The 25438-nt window shown below is 43.2% G+C and carries 23 protein-coding genes; 1 reads left to right on the top strand and 22 read right to left on the bottom strand.

Annotated features, from left to right (window positions below; genetic code table 11):
- The first annotated feature begins 118 nt into the window (after positions 1–118).
- Positions 119–850 carry a GntR family transcriptional regulator gene (locus D5281_RS09160; RefSeq protein ID WP_160559860.1) on the top strand — a complete coding sequence of 244 codons (732 nt, stop codon included), beginning with the start codon at positions 119–121 and terminating at the stop codon, positions 848–850.
- Between the two features lie 119 nt (positions 851–969).
- Here D5281_RS09160 and D5281_RS09155 read toward each other — a convergent pair whose 3' ends face one another.
- From D5281_RS09155 to D5281_RS09050, 22 genes are all read right to left on the bottom strand, one after another.
- Positions 970–1659: an ABC transporter permease gene (locus tag D5281_RS09155; protein ID WP_160559859.1), complete on the bottom strand. Its 690-nt coding sequence runs from the start codon at positions 1657–1659 to the stop codon at positions 970–972.
- A 78-nt stretch (positions 1660–1737) separates the two neighbouring features.
- The gene (locus tag D5281_RS09150) at positions 1738–2652 is read right to left on the bottom strand and encodes an ATP-binding cassette domain-containing protein (protein ID WP_160559858.1); all 915 of its coding nucleotides are present in this window, start codon (positions 2650–2652) and stop codon (positions 1738–1740) included.
- A 261-nt stretch (positions 2653–2913) separates the two neighbouring features.
- Entirely contained in the window at positions 2914–3960 is a 1047-nt protein-coding gene (locus D5281_RS09145; protein WP_160559857.1) for a dipeptidase, read from the bottom strand.
- Between the two features lie 226 nt (positions 3961–4186).
- Complete coding sequence (gene pseB / locus D5281_RS09140) at positions 4187–5185, bottom strand: UDP-N-acetylglucosamine 4,6-dehydratase (inverting) (RefSeq protein WP_160559901.1); 999 nt, start codon at positions 5183–5185, stop codon at positions 4187–4189.
- An 86-nt stretch (positions 5186–5271) separates the two neighbouring features.
- On the bottom strand, positions 5272–6315 hold the full coding sequence (locus D5281_RS09135) for a helix-turn-helix domain-containing protein (protein WP_160559856.1): 1044 nt from the start codon (positions 6313–6315) through the stop codon (positions 5272–5274).
- Between the two features lie 237 nt (positions 6316–6552).
- Complete coding sequence (locus tag D5281_RS09130) at positions 6553–8193, bottom strand: hypothetical protein (RefSeq protein WP_160559855.1); 1641 nt, start codon at positions 8191–8193, stop codon at positions 6553–6555.
- Entirely contained in the window at positions 8193–9194 is a 1002-nt protein-coding gene (locus tag D5281_RS09125) for a glycosyltransferase family 2 protein (RefSeq protein ID WP_330584903.1), read from the bottom strand. The genes D5281_RS09130 and D5281_RS09125 overlap by 1 nt, the downstream gene beginning before the upstream one ends.
- Positions 9195–9319: 125 nt before the next feature.
- A complete protein-coding gene (locus D5281_RS09120; protein WP_160559854.1) occupies positions 9320–10498 on the bottom strand; it encodes a glycosyltransferase family 4 protein in 1179 nt (392 codons plus the stop codon).
- On the bottom strand, positions 10495–11793 hold the full coding sequence (locus D5281_RS09115; protein WP_160559853.1) for a glycosyltransferase family 4 protein: 1299 nt from the start codon (positions 11791–11793) through the stop codon (positions 10495–10497). The genes D5281_RS09120 and D5281_RS09115 overlap by 4 nt, the downstream gene beginning before the upstream one ends.
- A gap of 75 nt (positions 11794–11868) precedes the next feature.
- On the bottom strand, positions 11869–12750 hold the full coding sequence (locus tag D5281_RS09110; protein WP_160559852.1) for a glycosyltransferase: 882 nt from the start codon (positions 12748–12750) through the stop codon (positions 11869–11871).
- Between the two features lie 52 nt (positions 12751–12802).
- Positions 12803–13912: an EpsG family protein gene (locus D5281_RS09105; RefSeq protein WP_160559851.1), complete on the bottom strand. Its 1110-nt coding sequence runs from the start codon at positions 13910–13912 to the stop codon at positions 12803–12805.
- Positions 13909–14694, bottom strand: coding sequence for a glycosyltransferase (locus tag D5281_RS09100; protein ID WP_160559850.1), 786 nt, complete (start codon positions 14692–14694; stop codon positions 13909–13911). The genes D5281_RS09105 and D5281_RS09100 overlap by 4 nt, the downstream gene beginning before the upstream one ends.
- Before the next feature lie 145 nt (positions 14695–14839).
- A complete protein-coding gene (locus D5281_RS09095; protein WP_160559849.1) occupies positions 14840–15976 on the bottom strand; it encodes a YveK family protein in 1137 nt (378 codons plus the stop codon).
- Positions 15951–17369: a sugar transferase gene (locus D5281_RS09090; RefSeq protein ID WP_330584902.1), complete on the bottom strand. Its 1419-nt coding sequence runs from the start codon at positions 17367–17369 to the stop codon at positions 15951–15953. The genes D5281_RS09095 and D5281_RS09090 overlap by 26 nt, the downstream gene beginning before the upstream one ends.
- Positions 17370–17426: 57 nt before the next feature.
- Positions 17427–18182 carry a glycosyltransferase family 2 protein gene (locus D5281_RS09085; protein WP_160559848.1) on the bottom strand — a complete coding sequence of 252 codons (756 nt, stop codon included), beginning with the start codon at positions 18180–18182 and terminating at the stop codon, positions 17427–17429.
- Positions 18183–18263: 81 nt separating this feature from the next.
- Positions 18264–19205 carry a glycosyltransferase family 2 protein gene (locus tag D5281_RS09080; protein WP_160559847.1) on the bottom strand — a complete coding sequence of 314 codons (942 nt, stop codon included), beginning with the start codon at positions 19203–19205 and terminating at the stop codon, positions 18264–18266.
- Positions 19206–19317: 112 nt separating this feature from the next.
- A complete protein-coding gene (locus tag D5281_RS09075; RefSeq protein ID WP_160559846.1) occupies positions 19318–19983 on the bottom strand; it encodes a methionine ABC transporter permease in 666 nt (221 codons plus the stop codon).
- Positions 19973–20986, bottom strand: a complete 1014-nt coding sequence (locus D5281_RS09070) for a methionine ABC transporter ATP-binding protein (protein ID WP_160559845.1) — start codon at positions 20984–20986, stop codon at positions 19973–19975. Before D5281_RS09070 ends, D5281_RS09075 begins: the two co-directional genes overlap by 11 nt.
- A gap of 304 nt (positions 20987–21290) precedes the next feature.
- Positions 21291–22103 carry an ABC transporter ATP-binding protein gene (locus D5281_RS09065; RefSeq protein ID WP_160559844.1) on the bottom strand — a complete coding sequence of 271 codons (813 nt, stop codon included), beginning with the start codon at positions 22101–22103 and terminating at the stop codon, positions 21291–21293.
- On the bottom strand, positions 22096–23121 hold the full coding sequence (locus D5281_RS09060) for an ABC transporter ATP-binding protein (protein ID WP_277935261.1): 1026 nt from the start codon (positions 23119–23121) through the stop codon (positions 22096–22098). Before D5281_RS09060 ends, D5281_RS09065 begins: the two co-directional genes overlap by 8 nt.
- 11 nt (positions 23122–23132) lie before the next feature.
- A complete protein-coding gene (locus tag D5281_RS09055; RefSeq protein WP_160559843.1) occupies positions 23133–24383 on the bottom strand; it encodes an ABC transporter permease in 1251 nt (416 codons plus the stop codon).
- Positions 24384–24393: 10 nt separating this feature from the next.
- A complete protein-coding gene (locus tag D5281_RS09050; RefSeq protein WP_330584901.1) occupies positions 24394–25407 on the bottom strand; it encodes an ABC transporter permease in 1014 nt (337 codons plus the stop codon).
- Positions 25408–25438: the final 31 nt, after the last annotated feature.

Below are 25438 nucleotides of genomic sequence, written 5' to 3'. Positions count from 1 at the left end.
TACATATTTCCTTACATGTATAAATGAATATATGAATCATCCAAGGGTTTTTATTGACTTATTACCTGTTTAGTTTTATGATAAAAGTAACAAGACAAGAGTATATTTGAGGTGGCATATGGTAAATTCAGAAAAAGAAAAAACGAAAAAGCTTAAACATATAAAAGTATACGATCAGCTATATGACCTCATACAAAACGGAACCTACCCTGCCGGTTCCCAGCTTCCCTCCGAAGCCACACTTTCAACGCAAATGAACGTAAGCCGTATGACATTGCGGAAGGCATTAACATTACTGCAGGAGGACGGACTGACCAAAAATGTCCCTGGGGTAGGCCACTTTGTTTATAGCCAATCCGAAGGCGATTCTGAAGTTTCAAAAATAGACAGGATTTTCCACCCTGTCTATTCATATTGTACAAAAGAATTGGATTCTGTGGAAATGAAATTCCGCATCGAGCCTCCCACAAAATCAATTTCAGATACCTTAAAGCAATACACTCCGGCCGTTGTGATTGTGGATCGGTGGTACAAACACGGCCAGACCCCCCTTGCTTATTCCCTCAGCTTTCTTCCAATTGAGCTGATTGGCGAAAAGCAAATCGATTTAAACGATGCGGACCAGCTCCTTCATTATCTTGAATCTCATTGCTATGAACACGCAGGCGCCTGCAAACGCGTCTGTTCCCACTCCACCGCCGGTAACTTCACTGCCCTTATCTATGCATTATCAGAGGATAATTCTTTTTTGCTCGTTCAGGAAACCATATATGACAACGACCAAAATATCATGGTTTCCACCAAGCATTACATTCCCTCTGACCTGTTTAAAATCGAAATCAATCTTTAAATCAGAGCCGTCAAACGCTTCCTCATGGAAGCTTACTTCCAAACTTTCCAACATACCGCCTTGCGGCAAAGATATTGTGTGAAGAATGACCCTCAGACCATTCTTTTCACACTTTTATCCTACAGAACATCCCTTGTCTCCAATTTATAAAGTGAAAGAAAAACAGACACTGCTGAAAGCATTAATAAAGTTATATAAAAAGGTATATTGCCTGCCAGCGTATAAACGCCAATATTTCCCTGGGTTAAGCATACTATGATCATGCCGGCAATAATCGTTGCCTTTGACGATTTCATCATCAGCCCAACCATCAAAGCAGTAAAACTTATGCTAATCATGACCGCCGAATCTACAAGTACTTCAACGTAAAACATACTATCCCCTAATCTGATGCCTTCCGCTGAAATGAATGTATATTTTTTGACCGCTACCAGCACGCAGTAAATTAAAACTTTAGATAAAGTCAATGCAATAAAATTAAAAATCCACACAGACAACATCTGCGATAATACAATTTTCTTCCGGTTAATCGGATAAGAAAACATTAGGTTGATTGTTTTATTCTTATATGTACCAACGATAAACGAAGCCAGCATGACGCAAGTCAAAATAATAAACGACATATTTGTAAACAACTCAACTCCTGACTTCAACATACTATTCCCATAGTCAAACCTTGTTTCAGCCGCTTCAAGTTCCCCTGCAATTGTTAAAAGAAGCAGTAAAAGAATTATTACCATGGCCAAAGCTTTCCACATATATTTCATAATATTATTTTTCTTCCATTCAAGTCTGATTAATTTTAACATGTTAACCCTCCATTCTTGCCAATGCCCTCAAATTTGGGCGAAAGCACAAATTTGTTGTGTGAAAATTTACTTTTCACACTAACCCTCCATTCTTGTAATCTTCAAAAAATAATCCTCAAGGCTTTCCGCCTTTTTCCCAATTCCGCCGATTTCCACCCCATTTTCTGTCAATGCTTTTGAGATATCATTTGCGGTAATCCGGCCGTCATAGATCCGGATATGATACATGTCTGTTATTTTAAAATTTTCCAGATTAAGCTTGTCCGCTAACACATATGCCGCCCTCTTTGTATCCGGCACATTAAGCTCTATATATGCTGTATTCATCTCAGTTATTTCTTTCATGGATATTTCTTTTATCATATTTCCATGGTCGATAATGCCGATTGTGTCGGCAATGCTTTCCACCTCGGAGAGAATATGGCTTGATATCATAATACTAATCCCGTATTCCGTACAAAGCATTTTGAATAAATCCCGAAGTTTTTTCATTCCCACAGGGTCAAGCCCGTTTGTTGGTTCATCAAGCACCAAAAGCTCCGGTTTACACATAATTACTCTGGCAATCCCCAGCCTTTGTTTCATTCCCAGCGAATACTTTTTGACAGGTTTGTCCGCCGCCTCACTAAGCTCCAGCATTTCAAGAGCCGTCTCTACGCTTTTGGGATGATAATACCCCATATACTCACAGTGAAGCAGCAAATTATCCTTTCCGTTTAAATGCTCATAAAATGTAGGGAACTCAATGATACTTCCCATCCTTTTTAAGACCTCATACGAAGCAGGCATGAGCCTTTCCCCGAAAAGCTCAATCATGCCTTCCGTTGGTTTCCAGAGATTTGTAATCATTTTCATTACCGTAGTTTTGCCTGCCCCATTAGGTCCCAAAAATCCGTAAATTTCACCCTTCCTCAAATGAATATTTACATCTTTTACCAGGTCCTTACCGTCAATAGTTTTTGTCATGTGACTTGTCTGTAAGATGTATGACATTTTAATCCTCCTCGTTCCTGTCCATACCTACAAATTACGCATATACATAACCTGCACAAAGTTTATGCGGGCATCATGCAATTTGTCCTATGGACAAAATCTTTTTTAGCTTTTTCGAGAATATGTTTTTCTCTATAAACTCATTGTAGCAGTTAAGGTTTTCAAAACTCTTGACCAATTCTTACAAATTTCTTTCGCAGTCAATTTCCATACATAAGCTGTAACTGCCATCGGCTCAGTCCCGGAATCCCGACATCTCTCCTACTGCCCTAAAATACCCTTAAAATACCCCATAAAATTCCCCCCCATAATACCCTTTACCAGCTCTGTGTCCATCCCTCTCTGCAAAAGGGCAGCGCTCACCAAAGGTACCTGGCTGTGGTCAAGCAGGCAGTCGTCTCTGTCCGTATAACATTTTCCCTGCAAAGCAGCACTGGCGCGACTATAAGAATCACACAAGTCAAACCCATATCCAACATGCTTCGCTCCTACCTTTTCCACTTCGTATTCTATATGACGGCAGAGCATTTCAAGATGATTGCCGGAGAGGGAGCCCACAATATATTTGCATCCGTTCATCCCCATTATACCGCCCTGTGAGGCCAGCACTTTCATCTGCTCATCTGTCAGATTCCGGTAATTGTGATAAACCTGTCTGCTTCCGGAATGAGTCGCTATAAAGCTGCGTTCCGCTATCTGATAAACCTGTGCAAATCCTTCATCATTTAAATGACTGACATCAAGGAACATAGACAATTCCTCCAGCCTTTTTATGGCCCTTACCCCGGCTTGTGAAAGACTCCCTGTTATCTGCCTATCCTCCGAAGCCTTACAACAGCCAACAGCAAGCTTATTAGGCCTGCTCCAGGTAAGGGAAGCTCCCCTTACTCCCAGATCATACAGGACATTCAACCTGTCAATATCCTCTCCTATGCAATCCAGCCCTTCCATATAAATCAGTATGCCAATTTTATTTTCCTGTAAAAGCCTGTCAACATCGCTCCTCTTTTGAACCAGTATCACTTCATCAAGCTCGCTGATATCCTTCTTTAAAACTGCAATCTGGCTCAGTGCATTTTCCCATCCCCAGTCCAGATTTCCTGACTCCACATAAACCGATGATACCACCAGCTTCATTCCTGCCTGCTTAAAGTGCGGCAGATAATACTTTTTCACTACCTCCTGCTCTCCAGTCTGATGCCTTAGCAAAACCTCTCCTGCCAAATCCAGATGGGCGTCCACAACCGGGTTCTTTTGATGCAGTTCCATTGCCTGTTGTAAATATTCTTCTTTAATCTTTATATCCATTTTTATAACCATGCTCCTTTCTCAACGTGCGAATTTGTGCGCTCAAACACAAATTTGCAGTTGAAAGAATGCGATTCTTTCAACCTTATACCCCCGCATACCGCAAGCACAGCTTACGCTGTAGCGCTAATTCACATAAAAAGGTGCACTGGAAATCCCAACGCACCTTATTGTTATCTTTTATTTAATTATATGCAGCCGTCAGCTATTTTCTCCTGATATGATATTATTTTTCCAATTCCACACCCTTGAGCATTTCCCGTATATCCTCCACGCTAAGCCACTGGGTATTGTTACCGGAACTATATGAAAATCCTTCCTCCACCTTACGGCCGCTTAGGTTAATTTTTTGTTTCTCATTCCAAACAACCTGTGGATATACAATATAATGCTTATCATACTCATAAGTTGTGGGGGAATCCTCCACTGTCACCATAATCTCGTGAAGCTTTTCTCCGGGACGGATACCGATTTCCGGCATTTTACAGCCAGGCAGCATTGCCTCTGCTAAATCCGTCACTTTAAAGGACGGTATCTTGCTGATAAAGGTCTCCCCGCCTGTCGCTTCCTCCAATGCCTTGATCACAAGCTCAACGCCCTGCGTCAGACTAATCCAAAAACGGGTCATGCGATAGTCCGTAATCGGAAGCTCACTGCCGCCATTTTTAATAATGTTATGGAATACAGGAATAATAGATCCGCGGCTTCCTGCCACATTACCATAACGCACAATAGAAAAATTAATATCCTTACTGCCCGCATATGCATTGGCCGCAATAAATAACTTGTCCGACACCAGCTTCGTTCCGCCATAAAGGTTGACCGGATTGACCGCTTTATCAGTTGACAAAGCAACTACCTTCTTTACACCAAAGTCCAGCGCCGCGTCAATTACATTCTGAGCGCCATGAATATTCGTCTTAATCGCCTCATTGGGATTATACTCACAGGCAGGAACCTGCTTTAGAGCTGCCGCATGTACAACAAAATCCACTCCCTCGAAGGCTCTTTGCAGCCTTTCCTTATCCCGCACATCACCAATAAAAAATCTAATCCTGTCCACATACTCCTTTAATTCATTCTGCATAAGAAACTGCTTAAATTCATCTCTTGAGTATATAATAATCTTTTTAGGATTATAGTGAGTAAGTACATATTTTGTAAAACATTTCCCAAAGGAACCGGTTCCCCCGGTAATAAGAATCGTCTTGTTATCCAATAGCATGAAAAGTCCTCCAATGATTTTAATTTTAACTGTACCAATCATCATACCACGAATCTGTCTTAACGGCAATTTTTTTCGGTTCTGCATTACTTTTCTTTCGATAGCGCCACTGCCACAATCCCACACAAAATTCCTCCTACGGCAAACGTAATCCAGGACATACTAAAATCTATGGTAAAATTCAGCAAAAGATAAGCAATAGCAGCCACCATCATAATACACGCGCACAACTTTCCTATTAGTGCATCCCGCTTTTTCTTCTCAACCGATGGATTGGCCTCCACGTTATACCCTTTAATATTATACTTTGCCCTATCCAGCGTGCCGTAAACAAGAATTGTGACTCCTGCTGCAATCATCAGCATGAAAAAACTTCCCAGGAGTTCATCTCCTCTCTCTGCCAATGCCGCATCCGGTATATTTTCCAGCCTTGCATCAACCACCATACTGAAAAGAAAGGCTGTCAAAATAGTACCGATTCCCGTTGCCATTCTCACTGTAAAACTTCTGTAAGCATGCTCCTTTTCCTCCTCCGTATAAAAATCCTCAATCACCGGATGCTTTTGGCAAAATCTCTCTTTCTGTAAGCCCATCACTACAAAAATCATCACGGCAGCAATCAGAAAAGTAAAAAAGACAGCGCCAGAGAGCATTTCATCCATTCCAATTCCACTGAGCATGAGCATAACGCTAATTCCTAAAAGAATCAGCCCAACGCCGCCTGCAACCAATTTATTAAACTTACTTTGAAATTTATCATACCCGTGTACATCCTGGGCAAAAATACTGCTGATATCTCCCCTCATCAGCGTATCCAGATTACAGTGGAACATACCGCAAATCTGTAACAGCTTTTCCATCTCCGGATAGCTTTGGCCGGACTCCCATTTTGACACGGATTGCCTGGAAACCTCAAGCCGTTCCGCAAGCTGTTCCTGGGTGATGTCTCTTTGCTTTCTCAAATATTGTAAATTTTCCGCAAGGTTCATTTTACCTGAATTTGATTTATCTAAGCCTGTCATGTCCCCCTTCATTTTTTCACAATCCTCTTTCTCCTGACTTTTTTGGAAAAGGGTTGTCTCTTCAAAATCCTGTTTGCCAAAATTCCTTACTTCCTCAAAATTTTTCATGTTATGTTATCCTCCATTCTTGCCATCGTCCATAAATTTGGTTCCGGCCGTTTATAGCTTTTACCTTACGGTTGCATAGAGGTAACTACCACCAATTTGATGTTGCATTTTACTTTTTTCATGTAAATTTTAAGTTGCAAAGCCTATTTTATAAGGATTTCGGCTGCTTTTCTAAGACGCGCCATTGAAACACCTGAAAAATATAAAAGTCATCATATGCAATTAATTTATTTCTCTTTACTTCTCTTTGGAATAAACCTCGTACAAAGTCCACATCCCCTTGTCCGCCACGGCCTCATAATCACTCAGTTTTTTGTTTACCTGCAGCAGCCCTTCAAGGCATCTTTCCTTATCCTCATAGTCTGCCACATAAACCAGCAATCTATCACTTTGGACAATTATTCCATCCGTAATTGCCTCCTGATTCCCCTGGCTGGCCAAATACACCTTTTCATATTCCATCAATTCATCTGAAAGCCGCCAAATATTATCCGGCGAAGCATCATTATAAAATACCACCACCGGCTCCTCGCTGTGGGATTTCACATAAGTCATTATGTCCTTTTCCTCCTCGTAAAGAAAAAAGACCCGTCCGTTTTTAAGCCCTAATCCGGCTGTCAAAAGAATTACCACCACAAACGCCCCAAACATAATTCTTGCATCCGGAGCCCTTTTTACCACTTCCACAGTTTGGCCAATCAGCTCCCACATTACATACAGCAACAGGAACAATAAAATTCCATAAACAGGCAGCTGATATCGGTTAGAAGTTTCTCCAAGAATCAAAGCAGTTTTCGATACTGTAAAAAAATATCCGCCGCAGGCAAAAATCTGCAGTCCTGTAGAAACATTTAAAACACTGCCTTTCCTTCCTTCTTTTTTACGCGCATATCCTATCCCCAGCCCCAAAAGGCAAATTGCCAACAGCCACCAGCTCAAAGTGCCATTCATCACAAAATCATCAAATAAATCATAAAAAAATCTCAGCCTCTCCCATGTATTAGAGATATTGCTAAATTCACTTACCGCCTCTGTTCCTCTATACCCCCGGAAAATATGCGATAGGCTGGCCGGATAATAGGCAACCGCGCCAACAAAGCCTATTGCGCAAGCCACAACATAGCCTGCTAATTCCCTGAATTTTTTATTTTTTAACAGCCAAATACAAAAGCCTGCTCCCAAAAAGAAATGAAAAATAATATAATAATACTGCGTCAGAAAGCCCAAAAACACCGTAACCGACAAAGGCAGCAAAAAGCTGCGTATTCTGAAATCCTCCCTTTTCACCGCACATAAGTGCAAATCAAGGCACAGAAGAAGAAACAAAGTCAGCCACTGATACATCCGAATAAACATAACACCTGAAATCACCGCTCCGCTAAGTCCCCACATAAGACAGGTCAAAAATGCAATGATCCTTCCTTTTCGCTCCTCCTCCAGCCTTTCCCCGAAAGAATCAAATTTCTTCTGCGTCACAGTCAAATAAGCCCCATAGCCCAACAGCATATAGGAGATCACAAAGGCAATCAGGTTTACCCCAATCCCCAGCCATTTACTGAACACTCCCGGAAACAGAGAACAGGCCGTATGGAAAACATAATAATAAAAGGGCGGATGCACGTCCCAGGACTGCATTTGCTTTACCACGTCATATCGGAACCGCTCTCCAGGCAGTACCACAAAGTCATTCCGCATCTCCTCTCTTGCCATCCACTGCCTGTCATTGACAAAAAGCCCTGCTGTCTTATTCGTAGCGTAATAGGTATAAAATTCATCTTCATGAAATCCTGCCTTTTTATTTCCATAAAAAAACAACACACCAAGCTGGACCATCAGCAGTGCTGCCATAACACCAATAAAAATTCCTTTCTTTTTCATCACTTTTTCCCTTTTAATATTCTGTGGACTTTTCTCACAAATTTGGGCGCTATGCCAAGAAGCAGCAGATATTTTTTATTCTTTTTCGTGAGGTAAGGAGATTTCATGGCATCTCCACTGTGATTTTTCAGGTATTGCTTCACCTGCACATAAAACACATTCTCCTTCTTCATCTGGGAAATCGGAATATGTAACATATAGTCCAGCCTCTGGAACAAGCCAAACCGCAAGGCCTCCTGCAAAAGCGCCGGGTATTCTTTTTCCACAATTTCGTAAACTCTATCCGCATTTTTTACAATATCCGTAAACACCTGCGGAAATTCTTCCCTGTCATGGGTTCTTGTATTACTTCCATAGCGATAAAAAACATGATAATCCTGCTCAGGCAGAATCGCTATAGCTGGTACCTTCGGCAAAAGCCTTACCAGCAGATTAAAGTCCTCATTCAGTTCCCCTTCTGGAAAACGTTCTTCCTTTAACAGGGATGCATGCACCAGCTTTGTACACATAGAGCAATCCCCTCTGTGCAAAAGCAGCTCCCGCATAAACCGCTCTCCTTCCCAAAGCTCCGCCTCCTTAGGCGGCTCACACACATTGGGCATCCGGTTTCCCTGCTCATCAATCTCGTCCCTTGAGGCCTGCACCATCAAAAGGCCTTCTGAAAGCGCCACGCCCAAAAGCCGCTCATACATCTGTGGCTCTATGTAATCATCGCTGTCCACAAATCCAATATAATCTCCTCTTGCCTTTTCAATCCCCACATTTCGCGCCCGGGAAGTACCGCCGTTTTCTTTGTGAAAAACTTTTATCCTTCTATCCTCCAACGCCATCTTCTCAGCCAGCGCGCCACTGTTGTCCGTGGAGCCATCGTCTACCAAAATGATTTCCAGATTCGGATAAGTCTGTTTCTGAATAGAACTTACACATCTGGGAAGTAAATCTACTATATTATAAACCGGCACAATCACGCTAATCAGCGCCGGCCATCTGCTTTCTTCCACTTAACCCTGCCCCCTTTCGATTTTCATCCTAATCCCTCATTCTTGCCAACACCACGCGAATTTGGCCGCAAAATTCCGCCTCGGGACTACTTAAATCCGGATGAAAAATGCCTGTCCTCTTATGATTATCTATCTTCTAACATATATGCATACATTTTATTCGGCCGAACCACAGGCGCCACACTTAACGGCCCATCCCCTGCCGGCTCTACCCTGCCTTCTTTCAGCCCCTCCAGCATACGAAGCAGCTCCTTTGCCCCATGATCTGCATTCCACAGATTTACAATCGTCTCATAAGCCTTCCGCCCCATTTGCCTTCTTTCCTCAGGATGTTCCAGCAAATAGCAAACGGCCTCTTTCATTTTCTCATAGCTTCCATCAGGATATGCCAATCCATTTTCCCTATGCCGTATCAAATAAGGAATTGCTCCCGCCTGTACATTTCCAACCACAGCGCAACCGCTGTTCATGGCCTCATTTACCACTGCGCCCCAACCCTCTAAATGATTGCTGGTAAAAATAAAAATATGGCATTTTTCCATCATATTCCGCACCTCCTCCGGTGCCTTAAAACCGTAAAAGGTAAGCGTCTCCTCCACGCCATACTCCTTTGCAAGCGCCTTTAGCGCTCCTTCCATCTGGCCGCTTCCTAGCATGTGTACATGAAAATCGTATCTTCCCTTCAAATCTCCCGCAAGCTTAACCATAAATTCCGGATGCTTTAATGGAATAAACCGGCCGGCCCATAGAATATCCACCCTTCCATCTTTCTTTTTTAAATTCTCAAATTCCTTATCATCATAAGTCCTGGTTTCCGGAAAATAGCCCCACTTAAACATTTTCCCTGGATAAGCATGAATCAAATGAAAATCGGAAGGTACATAGGCCCCTGCGCATAAAAGATACGCCAAAGCCTTCCGGTATCTGGTATGCTCCTTATATTTATGCACCAGCCCTCTGGGAGAAACAGCCCTCCACTGTCCTTCCCGGTAAAGTCGCTCGCTGACCCGTATCGTCAACTTTCCTGCCCGCAGTCTCTCCTGCACCAGCTCCTCATGACCACTCCAGCCTGCCAAAAGCACATCACTTTCCATAACCAATCTATGGCACAATTCTTCCTCCTCATAAAGAAAGTGCACATAAGGCAGCCGCTCCCCCTCTGTATTCCATCCCATGGCAAGCCGCTCCTGTTCCATGGGCTCACACTGGATAAAACCATAGCCCTCCCCTAAAAAACCATAACAGGCATTAGAAAAAGGAATCTGGTGGTGATTGATATAGTTGGATATAAAAGTAACGGTCATACTCTCTCTCCTATTTCCCTGTATATTTCAAGAAGCCGCAAATAATTTCGCTCTCCATCATGAATCACCCTTGCCTGCTTCCTTGCTCCCTCACAAAGCCTCTCCGCCAGGCAAAGCCCGTCCTCCCCCACACTTTCATCCCACACAGCTTCTATTTTATCAGCTAATTCCTTCACGTCTCCCGCCGTAAACAATAATCCGCTTACCCCATCTGTTATCATATCCGGTATTCCGCCCACTCTGGACGCAACCGTAGGCACCCCTAAAAGCTGAGCCTCTCCCACCGTATTAGGAGAATTCTCCAACACAGACGCACAGACAAACACACTGCTTTTTAAAAACTGCCGCTTCATCTCCTCCCCATTCAGTTTTCCTGTCATAATTACTTTATCTTCCAGCCCCAACTTGCTTATTAATGTAAGCAAATATTTACCGTAAGCGCAAAGTTTTATTTTTTCCTTTAAAGTACTGTGTCCTATGATACTATTCCCTGCCACATACAGCTTTAAATCCGGATATTTCTCCAAAAGCAGCGCCACAGCCTCAAGCACAAAATGCATTCCCTTTAAAGGATAGTCCCCCTGCCCCAAAAGAATGCTATGTCGCTTACCGCCGCTCCACTTTCCTGTATAAAATTCCCTGCGCATCGTCTCATTCATAGCATAATATTGGGCATCAGGATTGATTTTCGCAGTACCTTCCCTATCAAATCCGGTTCTCCCTGTAATATTTCCACACCCTAGAATCGCTTTCCTCTCATTTTCCCCGCGCCGGATAAACTTTTTCTGCTGCTGCCTGATTGAATCCCTCCTGAGCCAATCCCGGAAGGTCACCTTTTTGCACACCTTTTCCGGAAGCTTTGCCATATAGACCTTTGCAATTTCGCCACAAAGTCCCTGTATGCCAATCAGCGTCCTCTCCGGCCTCCCAAACGCCCGAACAGCCGCCAATGTGTGCGGAAATTCCGTTCCAAAAATATGAATCACACCCGGAGAAAAATCCTGAATTATCTCCCGGAACACAGCCTCAAGCCTGCTATCATAAACCTCCGGCGTATTTAAATTTTCTTCAAAAGCGTAACAGACAGCCCCCTCTACCGGAAACTTTTTTTCCTTAATCCCTCTTATTTCCATCTCGCCCAAGGGGAAACAAATTCCTAAAGTAAAAGGCGCTTCCCTTTTCTTCACCTTCTCAAAAATACCGGAAAGCCACCCCTCCCGGTTGCTATAAGGTAAACCAAGCTCCTGCCCAATCGCAGGCAGCATAATGTTACATATCCATAAAACCCTGTTCATCCATTGCTCCATCTATATCGCTGTTATTTCACGTATGTTATCCTATGTTTTCTGTCACAATATGTCCCGCCGATACTAACGTTTTACCGTATATATATTCTCCTTCAATCGATTATAAATTCCTGCTGTCCTCTCATTCTCCGCAATTTTGGCCCGAAGCGGCGCTAAAGTAACCAGCATAATCAGCCTGAATTGAAAGAGCTGCCCTTTCGTCATATATTTTTTAGTTATTTCCCTGTGTTCCCTGGCTGATACTTTACGGTTCTCCCTCATCTCCGAGAAACCGCCCCCTTCATAATCCGCAATCACAATCTCTTTATAGGCAAAAGCTAACCTGTCCCTCTTTTCATACCCCAAAAAGCACCACAAAAACTGCTCATAATCCGCCCTCACCTTATACTTTACATCAAAAGGATGTGCCAAAACAATCTCTCTGGAATAAAAACAGGCCTGATGACAGGGCACATTCCTATAACACCCAAAAACATCCATATGGGGATTAGACGTCACCACCTGACCTGTCCGCCTTTCATAGATATTCCCATAAAAAATCCCTCTCGACTTCTTACTCTCCGTAATAAACTCCCACATATCCCCAAGAACATCCGCTGAAAAAAAGCAATCCCCGCAATTTAAGAAATAAAGATACCTTCCCTCGGCCGCCTCGGCTGCCTGATTCATAGCATCATAAATCCCTCTATCCTTCTTTTGGACTACCCTGACTCTGCAGCCCCCGGCATCTTCCTCCCTATCGCCGCTTTCTTTGTCCGCACCCTTTCTTCCGTTCACATCCTCCGCCATTGTATACGCATAATCCAAAGACCCATCGCTTGACATCCCATCCTTAACCACCACCTCAAAGTCCCGAAACGTCTGCTTTCGTATACTATCCAAAGTATCTTTCAATTTTTCTCCTGCATTTAAGCAAACCACAATAATTGAAAAGAAATACTGCATATGAATCCCCCATTCTTGCCAGTGCCCTCAAATCGGAGCGAAAGCACTAATTTCAGTTTACATCCGAAAGAATCGGTACCATCTCATGAAACATAAACGTCTCATAAGGCAAAATCCTCAGCCCGTCATTCCCCGCCTTCATCAAGATAAATACGCCAAAGTATAAGATTCCAGCGCCAATCACTCCCGCCGTAAACAATCTTTTTATCTTCTTATTTTCAATCCCAGCAAGCAAAGCCGGCAGGAAAAATATATGCGTGATTGTCAGGTAATACCCAATCCTGGATATAATCGGCAAAAACGAACAGCACACATACATAACCAGCGCTCCCAAATTGCAGTAAAAATAAAACCGATTCCTCCGGCTATCCTTCACCACATGCTTATAACAAAAAAGCGCCAAAATCAAAACTGCCAAACACCGCACAATATTAACCAGACTTGTACCGCCCTCCAAATATTCCGTATCCTCATAAGTGGGGTAAAGAAACACCACAACCTTTAAATAGAAATCCTGCATAAAGAAAAAAGTACTGCAAAGCAGTGCCATGATCGCAAGCTGCCACCTTTTCCAGGGCAAGGATGCCAAAAAATACAGCGGAATCACCACCAGGATCGATTTGTGCAGTGTTGCCCCTAAAAGCACTAGCAGAACAAACTTTACCCATTCCCTTCTAAGCACATAGGGGATCGCCACCACCGCCATGGCCAGCGCCAGATAATACCGCACCGTATTAAAAGACTGAAAATAATATCCAAAAGCCATAAACAGGAAAAAGCTAAATCCAAAACTGTCCGCCTGCCCGTAAATAGCTCCTAGAAAAAACAGAATTGTAAAAAAAGCAAAAAAGGCAAAAACCAGCTGATAATTCTCAAATCCGCTGATTCCATAAAGGATCCTTACCACCTGGTTAAACCCAACCTCCGTAGGCACAAAGGCATCACAGTTCACAAGGTGCATAAACTCCACATATTTCGCATAATCATTTCCCACATTCAGACGACATGCGCAGACCCCGAACAAAAGCAAAAAAACAGCCCCTATGCAAAGCCAGTTAAGCATTTGCTGTCTGCTTACAATATTCACCTGCTTTCGATAGCGATTATCCACCAAAAGCCCTAAAAGGACCGTAGATGCCGCCACAAAAATATATAAAATCAATGTCTACCCTTTCCTTCCCCTATTCCCTGTTTCATCAATTGATACGCCTCGCTTAAAGATATTTCCTTTAACATTTCCTCTTTGTGGGCATACAAAAACCTCAGAGAAAAAACCTTTGCCAGACCTCCATAAAGATGATGATACAAGACGCCTCTATCAATAAAAAATTTCGCATTATATCCCTTAAACCAGGTAGACGCCCGATAGACCTCCTGGCCAATCTCATCCGTAACTGCATATAAATGCAAGCCCTTTTTTAAACAGTCATGCAAAAATAAGCTATCCTCACCATTGCTGTATTTAGCTCCGCCCCCAAAAAGCAGTGAAAAACTCACATTCGCCCTGTGAAGCGCCTCTGTCCTTGCCGCCACAGCATAAGTCGGGTATCGTCCATAGTTATACCAACGTATTCTTTTTTCCGCCTGATTATAATAAGTTGCACGTGATGGATCCACCTTAAAATTGAAAGTAATGATATCCGCATCCGCCATTCTCTCAAAAGCCTTTTTTACAATTTCCCCATACCCCGGATAAAATACAATATCTTCATCTGAAAAAAGACAAAGATCTTTGTCCGCCCGCATCAACGCCTGGTTCCTGCTGCGCCCCACTCCACGCTCCGCCATGCAGAAACATTGGATTCTTTTACCCTCATGCAGATATTCCTGGTACGCAAAATGGTCACATTGATTCACCACCACCGCCTCTGTCTCCAAGTGCATCTTTTCCGCCAGCTTATTCACTTCTTCATTTACCGCCGCCACCAACACCTGCAATTCCATATATCCCCCCTGCATACCGCAAGCTTTGCTTGTGGTACTGCTACCAATAAGGAGTTTGGAAGTTACTTCCAAACTTATACCCTCTGCATACCGCAGGCTTTGCTTGTGGTACTGCTACCTTACTTAATTGGAAACGATCCACATTTTACGCATAATATCTATTTAAAAATTCTTCGTCCGCCTGAGCAATCACCATCCCCAGCACCTTGCAGTCCTGGTTGCGAAGAAGGCTTAAAATCCTCGCGGTCTTTCGCCCCGTGTCAGTGCCAAAAGGAAGCAGCAGAATCACGCCGCCAATTTCTCTAATCTTACGGCATTCTTCCTCCGACAAAATATTTTCATTGAAGGCCATCACATCATACTCACTCTTTTTCTGATTGCTGTCCTCTCTTTTACCAATATTCCAACTAAAGTCATCCTCCGCCTGGCCGCCGCCAAACACATCCGTCTCCTGGCTGCTCAGCAGACGCTCCAATTCCAGCCCACGGGTATCCGCATGATTGGCCATGTCTATAATCGCAAAGGCCTTCCTTTCCTCTAATAAATAACGGATATTAGCCTTCAGCTCCCTTGCATAAGGCTGTAATCCCTTTTGATTATGGGTTAAAAGTCCCAGTGCTTTCACACCGTACTTTTTCTCTATGTCCTCCTGCACATAGACCGATTCATCAAACACATAGTTAAAGCTAACCACCAAAAAAGCTATCACACCAAGAATCACTGCGCCGGTAACGCAGGCCGCCACCGTCCGGTCGTCCCAATATATCCGCTCCGGAGCGCCGGAACGGATCACTTCAATTTGGTCCAGTTCCTTGCTGTTACTTGCAAACTCCCGCAGGCCGCTTTCCACTGCTGTCCTAATTTCCCTGACAAACTTTTCATTTTCTCCCTTCACCGTAACCGTAAGGAGCCTTATGTCAGATAAAATCTCGGCAGTAGTAGCCGCTATCACCTGCTCTCTCTCATAGCCTGGCAGCTGCATCATCACCAGGTCCAGAATCGGGTCCGTATCCAGCAGGTCATTCCAGGTATATCCGTTATAATACTGGTACACCTCACCGCTTTCATCGTGTCCGAAACTAATGTACAGCTTGGACTCTGCCTGATATTCAACCGGCATTTTCATGGAACGCATCATCTGGTAAATGATTCCTCCGCAGCATGCACCCAAAACCGCCAGCATGATTACCAGCCATATCTTCTTTTGAAGATAAAGCACAAGCCGCTTTAAATCCATTCCTCTATTTAGATATTCCTCATTCATTTCCATCTTCTTTTTCATGGGCTTCCCCCGTATTTGCCGCCTTCATGGCCGTTGTCTGGGTGTCCTCCACCCCTTCTGTGCTCTCAGGCCGAATCAGGATCTTAAGCGTCAAAAGCATCAGCTTAATATCCAGCCACACAGAATAGTTTTCTATATAAGATAAATCCAGCTTCAGCTTATCATAGGGCGTGGTATTATATTTTCCATAAACCTGCGCATACCCTGCCAGCCCCGCTTTCACCTTCATCCGAAACAAAAATTCCGGCATCTCCTCCACATACTGTTCAATAATCTCCGGCCTCTCCGGTCTTGGGCCGATAAAGGACATATCCCCTTTTAATATATTAAGAAGCTGCGGCAGCTCGTCAATCCGTACCGCACGGATAAATTTCCCTATGGGTGTGATTCTGCTGTCATTTTTAGAAGCCAGCCTGGCCACTCCATCCTTCTCCGCATCCACCCGCATACTCCTGAATTTCAAAATATAAAACTTTTTACCCCCTGCCGTGCAACGGATCTGTTTATAAAACACCGGCCCGCCGTCATAACATCTTATCACAATTGCCGTAAGCACCATAAAAGGCGCCAAAACCGCCAACAGGATAAGAGCGCAGACCACATCAAGCAGCCTCTTTGCCGCCCTTTGCTCAACTGACAGTGCATATTCCCGTATCAGAAAAAGCGGGGTATCAAATAGATGAAGCTGATCCGATCCCTTCACAAGCACATCCGGAATCTTGGGCATCATATAAACCCGTATAAATCTGCTGTAACAAAATTTTAACAGGCGGTTTCTCTCCTCGGTGGGAATATCCCACAGCACCACCGCCCCATATCCTTTCACAATCTCTTTTTCCAGATTTTTGAAACCCTCCCGCACATCAATACACTTCGTAATTTTATATTTATCACCACGGGATTCAAATTTTCTGAGAATATCCTCCATGCTCCTCTCTCCATACACCAAGAGCATTTCCCTTGGGGGAAATACTTTGCGGTATAGGCTGTTGCAGACAATTGTCCATACGCCCGCCACTAAAAGCTGGAAAAAAGTAGCCGCCGCAAAAATATCTACGGGAACCAGCCAGCCTTTCATCAGAGATAACTGAAAATATGTAAATACATTTACAATAAGCTGTGAAAACAATTGTGAGAGAAAAATATCCATGGACTTCAGATAGCCTATCTTCAGCCCTCCATAAGTGTTCATAAAGAAAAACAGCAGAACAAAGTATAACCCAATAGTCACAAGATGACCGTTTCTCTCAAACTTAAGACCCCGATTAAAGTTATTGATAATCGGATAGTAATATTTAAGCCAAATATAAGCGTAAATACCTGTCTGAATCAAAAGCCCTATCAGGCTCATCCACAATACGCTGATTCTTTTCAAAGATTCTAAACGTTTCACTTTAACCTCCATGCTGCCGCTTTGCGACAGCACAAATTCTGCCAAAATGCCGGAATACTACAGTCTTCTAAGCGTAGCCCGCAATGCCCAAAAAAACAAATTATAAACACTGTATCCAAAAGAAAGCTTTTCTTCCTTCCTGTACAGATTCCATATTCTCCTTACAGCCTTTAATTTATTGGAGGATAGAGATTTGACCGGCCTCCGATAAACTGCAAGCACTTCATTTAATCCATAAGCGGTAAAGCCACTACGCAAAATTTTCCACCAGGTCGCCGTATCCTCGCTTTTCACTGCCGGCATTTGGATCAATTCCCGTCCCGTTTTATTCGTATCAATCAAAACCGTTGTGGTAAAAATGACCGTCCGTGATAATGCCTGATGGTAAGTGAGCGTCTTAGGAACATGAACCACCTTACCCGTTCCTTTTGCCCGCTCATCCCCAAACTCATAGGCAGTAAACACAAAAGCCGCCTGCTTTTCTTTCATAAATGCCAATTCTTTTTCCAGCTTGTCCTTCATCCACACATCATCTGCATCCAAAAAGGCAATATACCTTCCTTTCGCTGCCCGTATGCCTGTATTTCTTGCCCTGGCGGCGCCCTCGTTGACATCTTTTTTCATCAGGCGTATCTTATCCGTAATGTACTTTTCTATCCTGACACAGCCATCATCTGTGGAGCAATCGTCTACCAAAATCAATTCCCAATTAGTATAAGTCTGTGCCTGTACCATAGCAATCGCTTCTTCTATATAATGACCGGCATTATAAACCGGAACAATAATGCTAATCAACTCATCCGGCCTTTTCATCCAATTCCTCCATGTTTCCAATGGTCCTCAAATTTGGGCGAAAGCACAAATTTGTACTTGGAAAATCTTTGATTTTTCAATCTATTTTCCACAGCTTATTTCTTCCTTTATAAGATAGATTGGCCTTCTTTTTACTTCCATATACGTTTTTGCAAGATATTGTCCCACAATTCCCAGACAAAAAAGCTGTACGCCGCTAATCAGGGAAATAATACACACCAAAGACGGCCAGCCTGAGGTTGGATCCCCAAATAAAGCCTTTCTAACAATTGTAAAAAGAATCAATGCAAAAGCTGCCAGACAAAATAGCACTCCCATAAAAGCTGCAAAGGCCAACGGCGCTGTAGAAAAAGCCGTGATTCCATCAAGAGAATAAATAAACAATTTCCAGAAAGACCACTTGGTCTCCCCTTTTTTCCTCTCAATGTTTTCAAATTCAATCCATTTGGTCTCAAATCCCACCCAGCCAAATATACCTTTACTGAACCTGTTATACTCCGGCATGGAAAGAATAGCCTCTACCACAGGTCTTTTCATCAGCCGGTAATCCCTTGCCCCATCCATAATTTCCGTTCTGGAAATTTTTTTCATCAAACGATAAAACATTCTTGCAAAAAAAGACCGGATAGGCGGCTCCCCTTTTCGGGTAACGCGTCTTGTGGCAACCGAATCATAGCCCTGCTCCAAAAAACCCAGCATTTCCGGAAGAAGTGCAGGCGGATCCTGCAAATCCGCGTCCAAAAACACCACATAATCACCCTTTGATTTCTCTAAACCTGCATAAATTGCCGCTTCCTTTCCAAAATTTCTGGAAAAAGATAAAAGATGCACACGGCTATCCTTTTCAATCAGATTTTTAATTTTCGAAACAGTGCCGTCCTTTGACCCGTCATCAATATACCAAATCTCAAATTCTATTTCCTTTTCTTTAAAAAAGGGCTCATTTTTTACAAATTCCTGATAAAAATCAGCAATATTTTCTTCCTCATTGTAACAAGGTACAATGGCACTGAGTAATTTCATTTTTAAGGCACCTCATATTCTGATTCGTCAATTGTTACTTTTCACCGTTTCACCGTTCAACACCAAAAGCAGCTTGTCCTGTGTCCGGCGTGTGCAAAGCAGCATGATACCTTTATCCCGTAATTCTTCTATCCAGCTTCTTAGAAAGCTTCGTTCCAATTACCTGCAAAATCTGCACCAGTACCACCAAAAGCACTACCGTTATCATCATAATATCTCCCTGGTATCTGTAATAACCATAGCGGATTGCAATATCGCCAAGTCCGCCTCCGCCTACCACACCGGCCATAGCCGAATACCCTAAAATAGTGCCAAGGGAAATCGTTGCCCCCACAATCAAAGAAGTTCTGGCCTCCGCCAAAAGCACCTTCCAGATAATCGTCCACAGACTGGCACCCATACTTTGCGCCGCCTCGACCACACCATGATCTACCTCAAGGAGGGAGGATTCCACCAGCCTGGCCACAAAAGGAGCCGCCGCAATAGACAACGGCACCACGGTTGCCGCCGCTCCATAGCTTTTTCCTACAATAAACCGGGTAAAAGGTATAATCAGCATCAGCAAAATCAAAAAGGGGATACTTCTGACGATATTAACAACCACATCCAAAATCTTGTATACAATCCTGTTCGGTTTCAGTCCCCCCGGCGCTGTCACTACCAATAGAATTCCCATAGGGAGCCCTAAAACATACGCTATCAGTGTGGAAAAAAGCGTCATATACAGCGTTACGCCAGTTCCCTCTACTATCATCATAATTGTCTGATTATCCAACATAATTGTTCAGCTCCTCCACTTCCAGTTTCCTGTCTCTTAAGTACCGTATCATCTTCTCCGCCACCGCATTATCCTCCGGCAATTGGAGAATCATCTGGCCATGGGCCACGCCGCCAATATCCCTGGTATCCGCCAGCAGAATATTAACCGGTACCTTACATGCCAGCACCATATTTCCGATAACCGGTTCAAAAGAAGAATTGCTGGTAAACACAATACGTATACAGCGTTTGCCCTTCATCTCCTCATACTGTTCCCGCTCTCCCTGGAAAACCAGCTTTTTGGCCGCCTTACTCCTTGGTCTTTGAAATACCTCCTCAACTCTCCCCGTCTCAGCAAGATTTCCCTCGTCTATAATCGCCACATGGGTACAGATTTCCTGCACCACCGACATCTCATGGGTAATGATCACAATGGTAATTCCATACTTTTCATTGATTTCCTTAAGCAAAGCCAGAATCGCCTTAGTGGTAGTAGGGTCAAGCGCACTGGTAGCCTCATCGCAAAGCAGAATCTGGGGATTCGTAGCAAGAGCCCTTGCAATTGCAACCCTCTGCTTCTGGCCGCCGGATAACTGCGCCGGATATGCCTGCTCCTTCTCAGAAAGTCCCACGATACCAAGCAGCTCTTTTGCCCTGGCTAAAGCGTCCTTCTTGGGCATCTTGATAATTTCCATGGGAAAGCAGACATTATCAATCACGGTCCTTTGCATAAGCAGATTAAAATGCTGAAAAATCATTGCAATCCGCGTACGCATCTTACGAAGCTCACTGTCCCTTAGCGTGGACAAATCCTTCCCCTCCACAAGAACCGTTCCGCTGCTGGGCCGCTCTAAAAAATTAAGGCATCTGACCAGAGTAGATTTCCCGGCGCCGCTCATACCGATGATACCGTAAATCTCCCCTCTGTGTATCTCAAGATTAATTCCCTTTAAGGCCTCCACCGTATTATCCTTGCCTATAAAGGTTTTCGTCACATCCTTTATCTGAATCATCGTCTCCATATATCCGTAAAACCCCATTTCTATTTATTTAGAAAATTTCCATTTATAAGTTTTCTTAAATACTTGTCGTCTGTGCAAAAAAACATTTTTTATTAAAACACTTCATATTTTTCCATATTAATATACATTATCTTATCACAAAGCTAGTTGGCTTGCAACGTAGGAAATTTCCATACTTATACCCCTGCATACCCAAAAAAGCGTTTAGCCACCAATGTCGCCAAACGCTTTTCTTTTTCATATATGTAATTATTATGACTCAGATCATCCTTCAGATGCCCTTTCATCACCGATAACCTGCTCTCTAAACTGTTGACAAATCCCATTCTTCATAAATCTTAGGCACGTCATTGATCAGTCTCTGTGTATAAGCAGCCTTCGGATGCAGAATCACATCTTCTGCCTTCCCATGCTCCACAAACTTACCGTGCTCCATAATATATACGGAATCAGATATATAGTAAGCCAAACCAATATCATGGGTGATGAAAATAATTGTCATGTTGATTTCGTCACGGAGCTTTAAGAGCATATCCAGAATCGTTGCCCTTGAGCAGGCGTCAATCATGGAAGTAGGCTCATCCGCCAAAAGAATCTTCGGCTTAAGCAGGAAAATTCGTGCAATCATAAGTCTCTGCATCTGCCCGCCGGAAAGCTCGAAGGGATATTTGTTCGTCAATTCCTTAAACTCCAAATTTACGAAGCTGCAGGCTTCCCGCATCATTTCAAACTTCTTTTCATAAGGAAGGGATTTGCCCCCTCTCATGTTAATACAGTCCAAAAGCACCGAGTCAATTTTATTAAACATATTATAGGAAGAAAATGGATCCTGGAAGATAGCCTGAATCCCCTTCCAATATTCCCTTTTCTTTTGACCGGTTGAGATATCTCTGGGTTTCCCTTGAAAGAGAACCTCTCCTTCCGTCACACTGATTAGACCTAGAAGCATCTTGGAAAGAGTGGTCTTGCCGCTGCCGGATTCTCCTACAATAGATACGATTTCACCTTCCCGGAAATCAAAATCCACGTTATTAACAGCCACAGTCTTTTTATCACCAAAGCCAAAGACCTTGGTAACTCCATTCCCTTTTAAGCAGGACGCTCTTTTATCACTCATTCTCATACACCTCCCTAATCTTTCTCACAGACATCAGGCAGCGATACTCGCGGTTGTAGCCCTCGTTCTCTTTGCTGGGAACTTCCAGGTTAGGAACTTCCATTGACATACAGGTTGGTGATGCATATTTACATCTGTCTGCAAAACGGCATCCTTTGGGCGGATGTTTTAAGTTAGGAGGCGTACCTGGTATCGCTATCAGTTTATTCTCCCTGACGCCTTCCTCCGGTACGATAATAGAGCCCATCAGACCTTTCGTGTAAGGATGCAGGGGATCAAATACCATCTCCTTAGCTGTACCGCGCTCCACGATCTGCCCGGCGTACATTACCATGATATCATCTGTTACATTATATAGAAGTGGCAACTCATGGGTAATGAAAATCATACTTCTGATAAATCCTTTATCCATCAGATCCCGCATCATCTTGATAACCATCTTCTGGCTGGTAACGTCTAAAGCAGATGACGGCTCATCTGCAATCAGAACCTTAGGAGAAAGGATAGTGGATATAGCGATAACCGTACGTTGTTTCATACCACCTGAAAGCTCAACCGCATGTTTTTGCAATACTTCCTCTGGAAGACCTAAGATAGCAAATCGCTCCTTCGCCAAATCATAAATATCCTTTTTGCTCATTTTAGGATCATGTACGTGAATTACATCTTCTATAAAACGGATAATTTTCTGGGTAGGATTCAACGCATTCATAGCGGCCTGAGGAATATAAGCAATTTCTGTTCCCAGTACTTTTCTCCGCACATCATCTGGCTTCATTCCGGAAATATTGTTTCCATCTACAATAATATCACCGCTGATATAATGTAAAGGCGGGAAATAATATCCCATCAGTGAAAGGGCCAATGTGGATTTACCACAGCCAGACTCTCCGGCAACACCTAAAGATTTTCCTTCTTCAATTTTTAAGGATACGCCGTCAACCGCAAATACGTCTTCCCTTAAACGGGTAACATATTTTGTTTTTAAATTTTTTACTTCAAGCATTACTTTTCCCATGGTATCCCTCCTTAATCTCTCAGCTGTGGATTGAAGATCTGATCAAGTCCCGTATTCATCAAATTGAGAGAGAACGAAATCAGGGCAATCATAATAACAACAGGAAAATACGCCCACCAAGAACCATTAAGAGGCGCTGCGTACAGGTTTGCCCAGTTCATCATAAGGCCCAGTGTAGCCGTGGTTGATGTTGAGGGGCCAAGACCTAACATGGAAAGCTGTGCTTCTGCAAGGATACCTGATGATATCTGCAAAATAAATGCCATTACCACATAAGAAGCAATGTAAGGCAGAATATCCGTAAGTACAATACGCATCATACTGTGTCCGGACAGTTTGGATAGATTTACATGGTCACGGTTTCTCAAAGAGATAACCTGCGAACGCACGGAACGCGTTGTCCATGTCCAGGAAGTCAATCCGATAATTGTAGCTACCAGATTAACGCCTCTTGCCGCCTGGCCTACGGAGTAAGAAATCAAAATCAAAAGAATAAAGGAAGGAATAACCGTAAACAGGTTGGTAATGAAGGTAATAATATTATCCACCATTCCTCCCAGGTAACCCGATAAAAGTCCTAAGAATAATCCAATCAGTGTTGCAACAACACCTGCAATTAATCCTACTCTTAAGGATGTCTTCGTTGCGTCTAAAAGTTCCGTGAGCACATCCCGGCCAAAGTTATCCGTACCTAAAACAAAAGTTCTTCTGTTTGCAACATCCTTTGTATTGACAAATTCCTTAGATGCAATCGTACCTGTCTGCTCTAACTCGCCTGTTTCAGAATTTTCTTTTGCAATGATCACATCATTGTCTTCCAAAATACCATTCAGACTGTTGTTCAGACGAACATAGTATTTTTTCTTAGAGGCAAGAATCCCTGTCTGGTCCGCATCGGGATCATAATGGGTCTGCCAAAGCCCAAGCAGACTTTCAACATCGTTAACGTTTATATCAGCTTCAGCAACTCCTCCATATTTTATCAGCCAATCTTTCATATCATCCTTATCACTGGAACTGATCTTGTTATCCAGTGAACCGGACTGTACATCAATATTCAAAGTATAATGGGTTCCCTCCACCGCATCCTTAACAGATACATAGGTACCCGGTTTAAAAAAGTTACCATTACCTACCATTTCAAGAGGATCCGCAATCACCACCAGCGGATAAATAATGACAGTAAGTAATATCAATGCAAATATCGAAAATCCAATCACAAATTTGGGAGAATGGAACACCTGTCTTAATGTATTTTTCATAATCCACCTCCTAATCCTGTTGAGCTGCCTTGACACGAGGGTCAATCACGCCATAGAGAATCTCAACCAACAGATTTGCTAAAAGTACCATAATAGTAATAATCAATGTACAAGCTGACAAAAGAGGATAATCCTGCCCTCTTACCGCAGTCATCATTGCCGTGCCGATTCCAGGGTAGCTGAAGATAATCTCCGCAACCAGAGCGCCGCCCATCATAGTTCCCAGAGACATTGCCAAACCGGTAATCTGGGGCAGCATAGCATTTCTGAACACATAGCCTACGATCTTTCTGTCTTTTATTCCCAGGAAACGACTGTATTTTACATAATCCGCATTCAATTCGTAAATAGACATGGAACGCATACCAATTGCCTGACCGCCAATGGTAATCAAAACGATTGACCAGAAAGGCATCTGATAATGGGAAATAACGGAACTGATAAATTCCCAGCTGAAATTCGGGATTAATTCAAAACCATACGCTCCACTGGTTGGGAACCATTTTAAATTAATACCGAATACCGTTAACAGAATAATCGCCATACCAAAAGCTGGTACATTACTGATAAACATGAATACCGGCAAGAGCACCTTATCAAAAGCACCTTTTATGTACGCTGCCACGGCTCCTAAAATATTACCCAGTAACCATCCCACTATAATAGCCGGCAGCTGCAGCGCTAATGTCCATCCGATAGATGAAGATATGATGTTGCCTACCGTTCTTGGATACTGACTGAAGGAAACGCCAAAATCTCCTTTTAAAGCATTTCCCGCCCACATACCAAACTGCACGATCATGGGCTTATTCACACCAAACTTTTCCGCATATTCCTCATATACCTTTTGAATCGCGGTAGCATCCGTCATACCGGATACGGCTCCCGATGCAATACCGGCCACTGGATCGCCCGGCATCAGTCTCGGTAATACAAAGTTCAAAACAATTGCAAAGAAAAGTGTAATCAGATACCATATGATTTTCTGACCGTAATATTTCTTATACCCTTTCAAACACTTCACCCCTTCCATTCCTTATAAAACGCCCACTCTC

It is taken from the genome of Parablautia muri, from assembly GCF_009917485.1.
Classification (GTDB): Bacteria; Bacillota; Clostridia; order Lachnospirales; family Lachnospiraceae; genus Suilimivivens; species Suilimivivens muri.
This window is presented reverse-complemented; position numbering and strand designations above follow the sequence as displayed.

What these genes read in the sequence shown, in the direction of transcription:
- D5281_RS09160 (WP_160559860.1), top strand. Translation starts at nt 119, where the DNA reads ATGGTAAATTCAGAAAAAGAAAAAACGAAAAAGCTTAAACATATAAAA.
- D5281_RS09155 (WP_160559859.1), bottom strand. Translation starts at nt 1,659, where the DNA reads ATGTTAAAATTAATCAGACTTGAATGGAAGAAAAATAATATTATGAAA.
- D5281_RS09150 (WP_160559858.1), bottom strand. Translation starts at nt 2,652, where the DNA reads ATGTCATACATCTTACAGACAAGTCACATGACAAAAACTATTGACGGT.
- D5281_RS09145 (WP_160559857.1), bottom strand. Translation starts at nt 3,960, where the DNA reads ATGGATATAAAGATTAAAGAAGAATATTTACAACAGGCAATGGAACTG.
- pseB (WP_160559901.1), bottom strand. Translation starts at nt 5,185, where the DNA reads ATGCTATTGGATAACAAGACGATTCTTATTACCGGGGGAACCGGTTCC.
- D5281_RS09135 (WP_160559856.1), bottom strand. Translation starts at nt 6,315, where the DNA reads ATGAAAAATTTTGAGGAAGTAAGGAATTTTGGCAAACAGGATTTTGAA.
- D5281_RS09130 (WP_160559855.1), bottom strand. Translation starts at nt 8,193, where the DNA reads ATGAAAAAGAAAGGAATTTTTATTGGTGTTATGGCAGCACTGCTGATG.
- D5281_RS09120 (WP_160559854.1), bottom strand. Translation starts at nt 10,498, where the DNA reads ATGACCGTTACTTTTATATCCAACTATATCAATCACCACCAGATTCCT.
- D5281_RS09115 (WP_160559853.1), bottom strand. Translation starts at nt 11,793, where the DNA reads ATGAACAGGGTTTTATGGATATGTAACATTATGCTGCCTGCGATTGGG.
- D5281_RS09110 (WP_160559852.1), bottom strand. Translation starts at nt 12,750, where the DNA reads ATGCAGTATTTCTTTTCAATTATTGTGGTTTGCTTAAATGCAGGAGAA.
- D5281_RS09100 (WP_160559850.1), bottom strand. Translation starts at nt 14,694, where the DNA reads ATGGAATTGCAGGTGTTGGTGGCGGCGGTAAATGAAGAAGTGAATAAG.
- D5281_RS09095 (WP_160559849.1), bottom strand. Translation starts at nt 15,976, where the DNA reads ATGAAAAAGAAGATGGAAATGAATGAGGAATATCTAAATAGAGGAATG.
- D5281_RS09085 (WP_160559848.1), bottom strand. Translation starts at nt 18,182, where the DNA reads ATGAAAAGGCCGGATGAGTTGATTAGCATTATTGTTCCGGTTTATAAT.
- D5281_RS09080 (WP_160559847.1), bottom strand. Translation starts at nt 19,205, where the DNA reads ATGAAATTACTCAGTGCCATTGTACCTTGTTACAATGAGGAAGAAAAT.
- D5281_RS09075 (WP_160559846.1), bottom strand. Translation starts at nt 19,983, where the DNA reads ATGTTGGATAATCAGACAATTATGATGATAGTAGAGGGAACTGGCGTA.
- D5281_RS09070 (WP_160559845.1), bottom strand. Translation starts at nt 20,986, where the DNA reads ATGGAGACGATGATTCAGATAAAGGATGTGACGAAAACCTTTATAGGC.
- D5281_RS09065 (WP_160559844.1), bottom strand. Translation starts at nt 22,103, where the DNA reads ATGAGTGATAAAAGAGCGTCCTGCTTAAAAGGGAATGGAGTTACCAAG.
- D5281_RS09060 (WP_277935261.1), bottom strand. Translation starts at nt 23,121, where the DNA reads ATGGGAAAAGTAATGCTTGAAGTAAAAAATTTAAAAACAAAATATGTT.
- D5281_RS09055 (WP_160559843.1), bottom strand. Translation starts at nt 24,383, where the DNA reads ATGAAAAATACATTAAGACAGGTGTTCCATTCTCCCAAATTTGTGATT.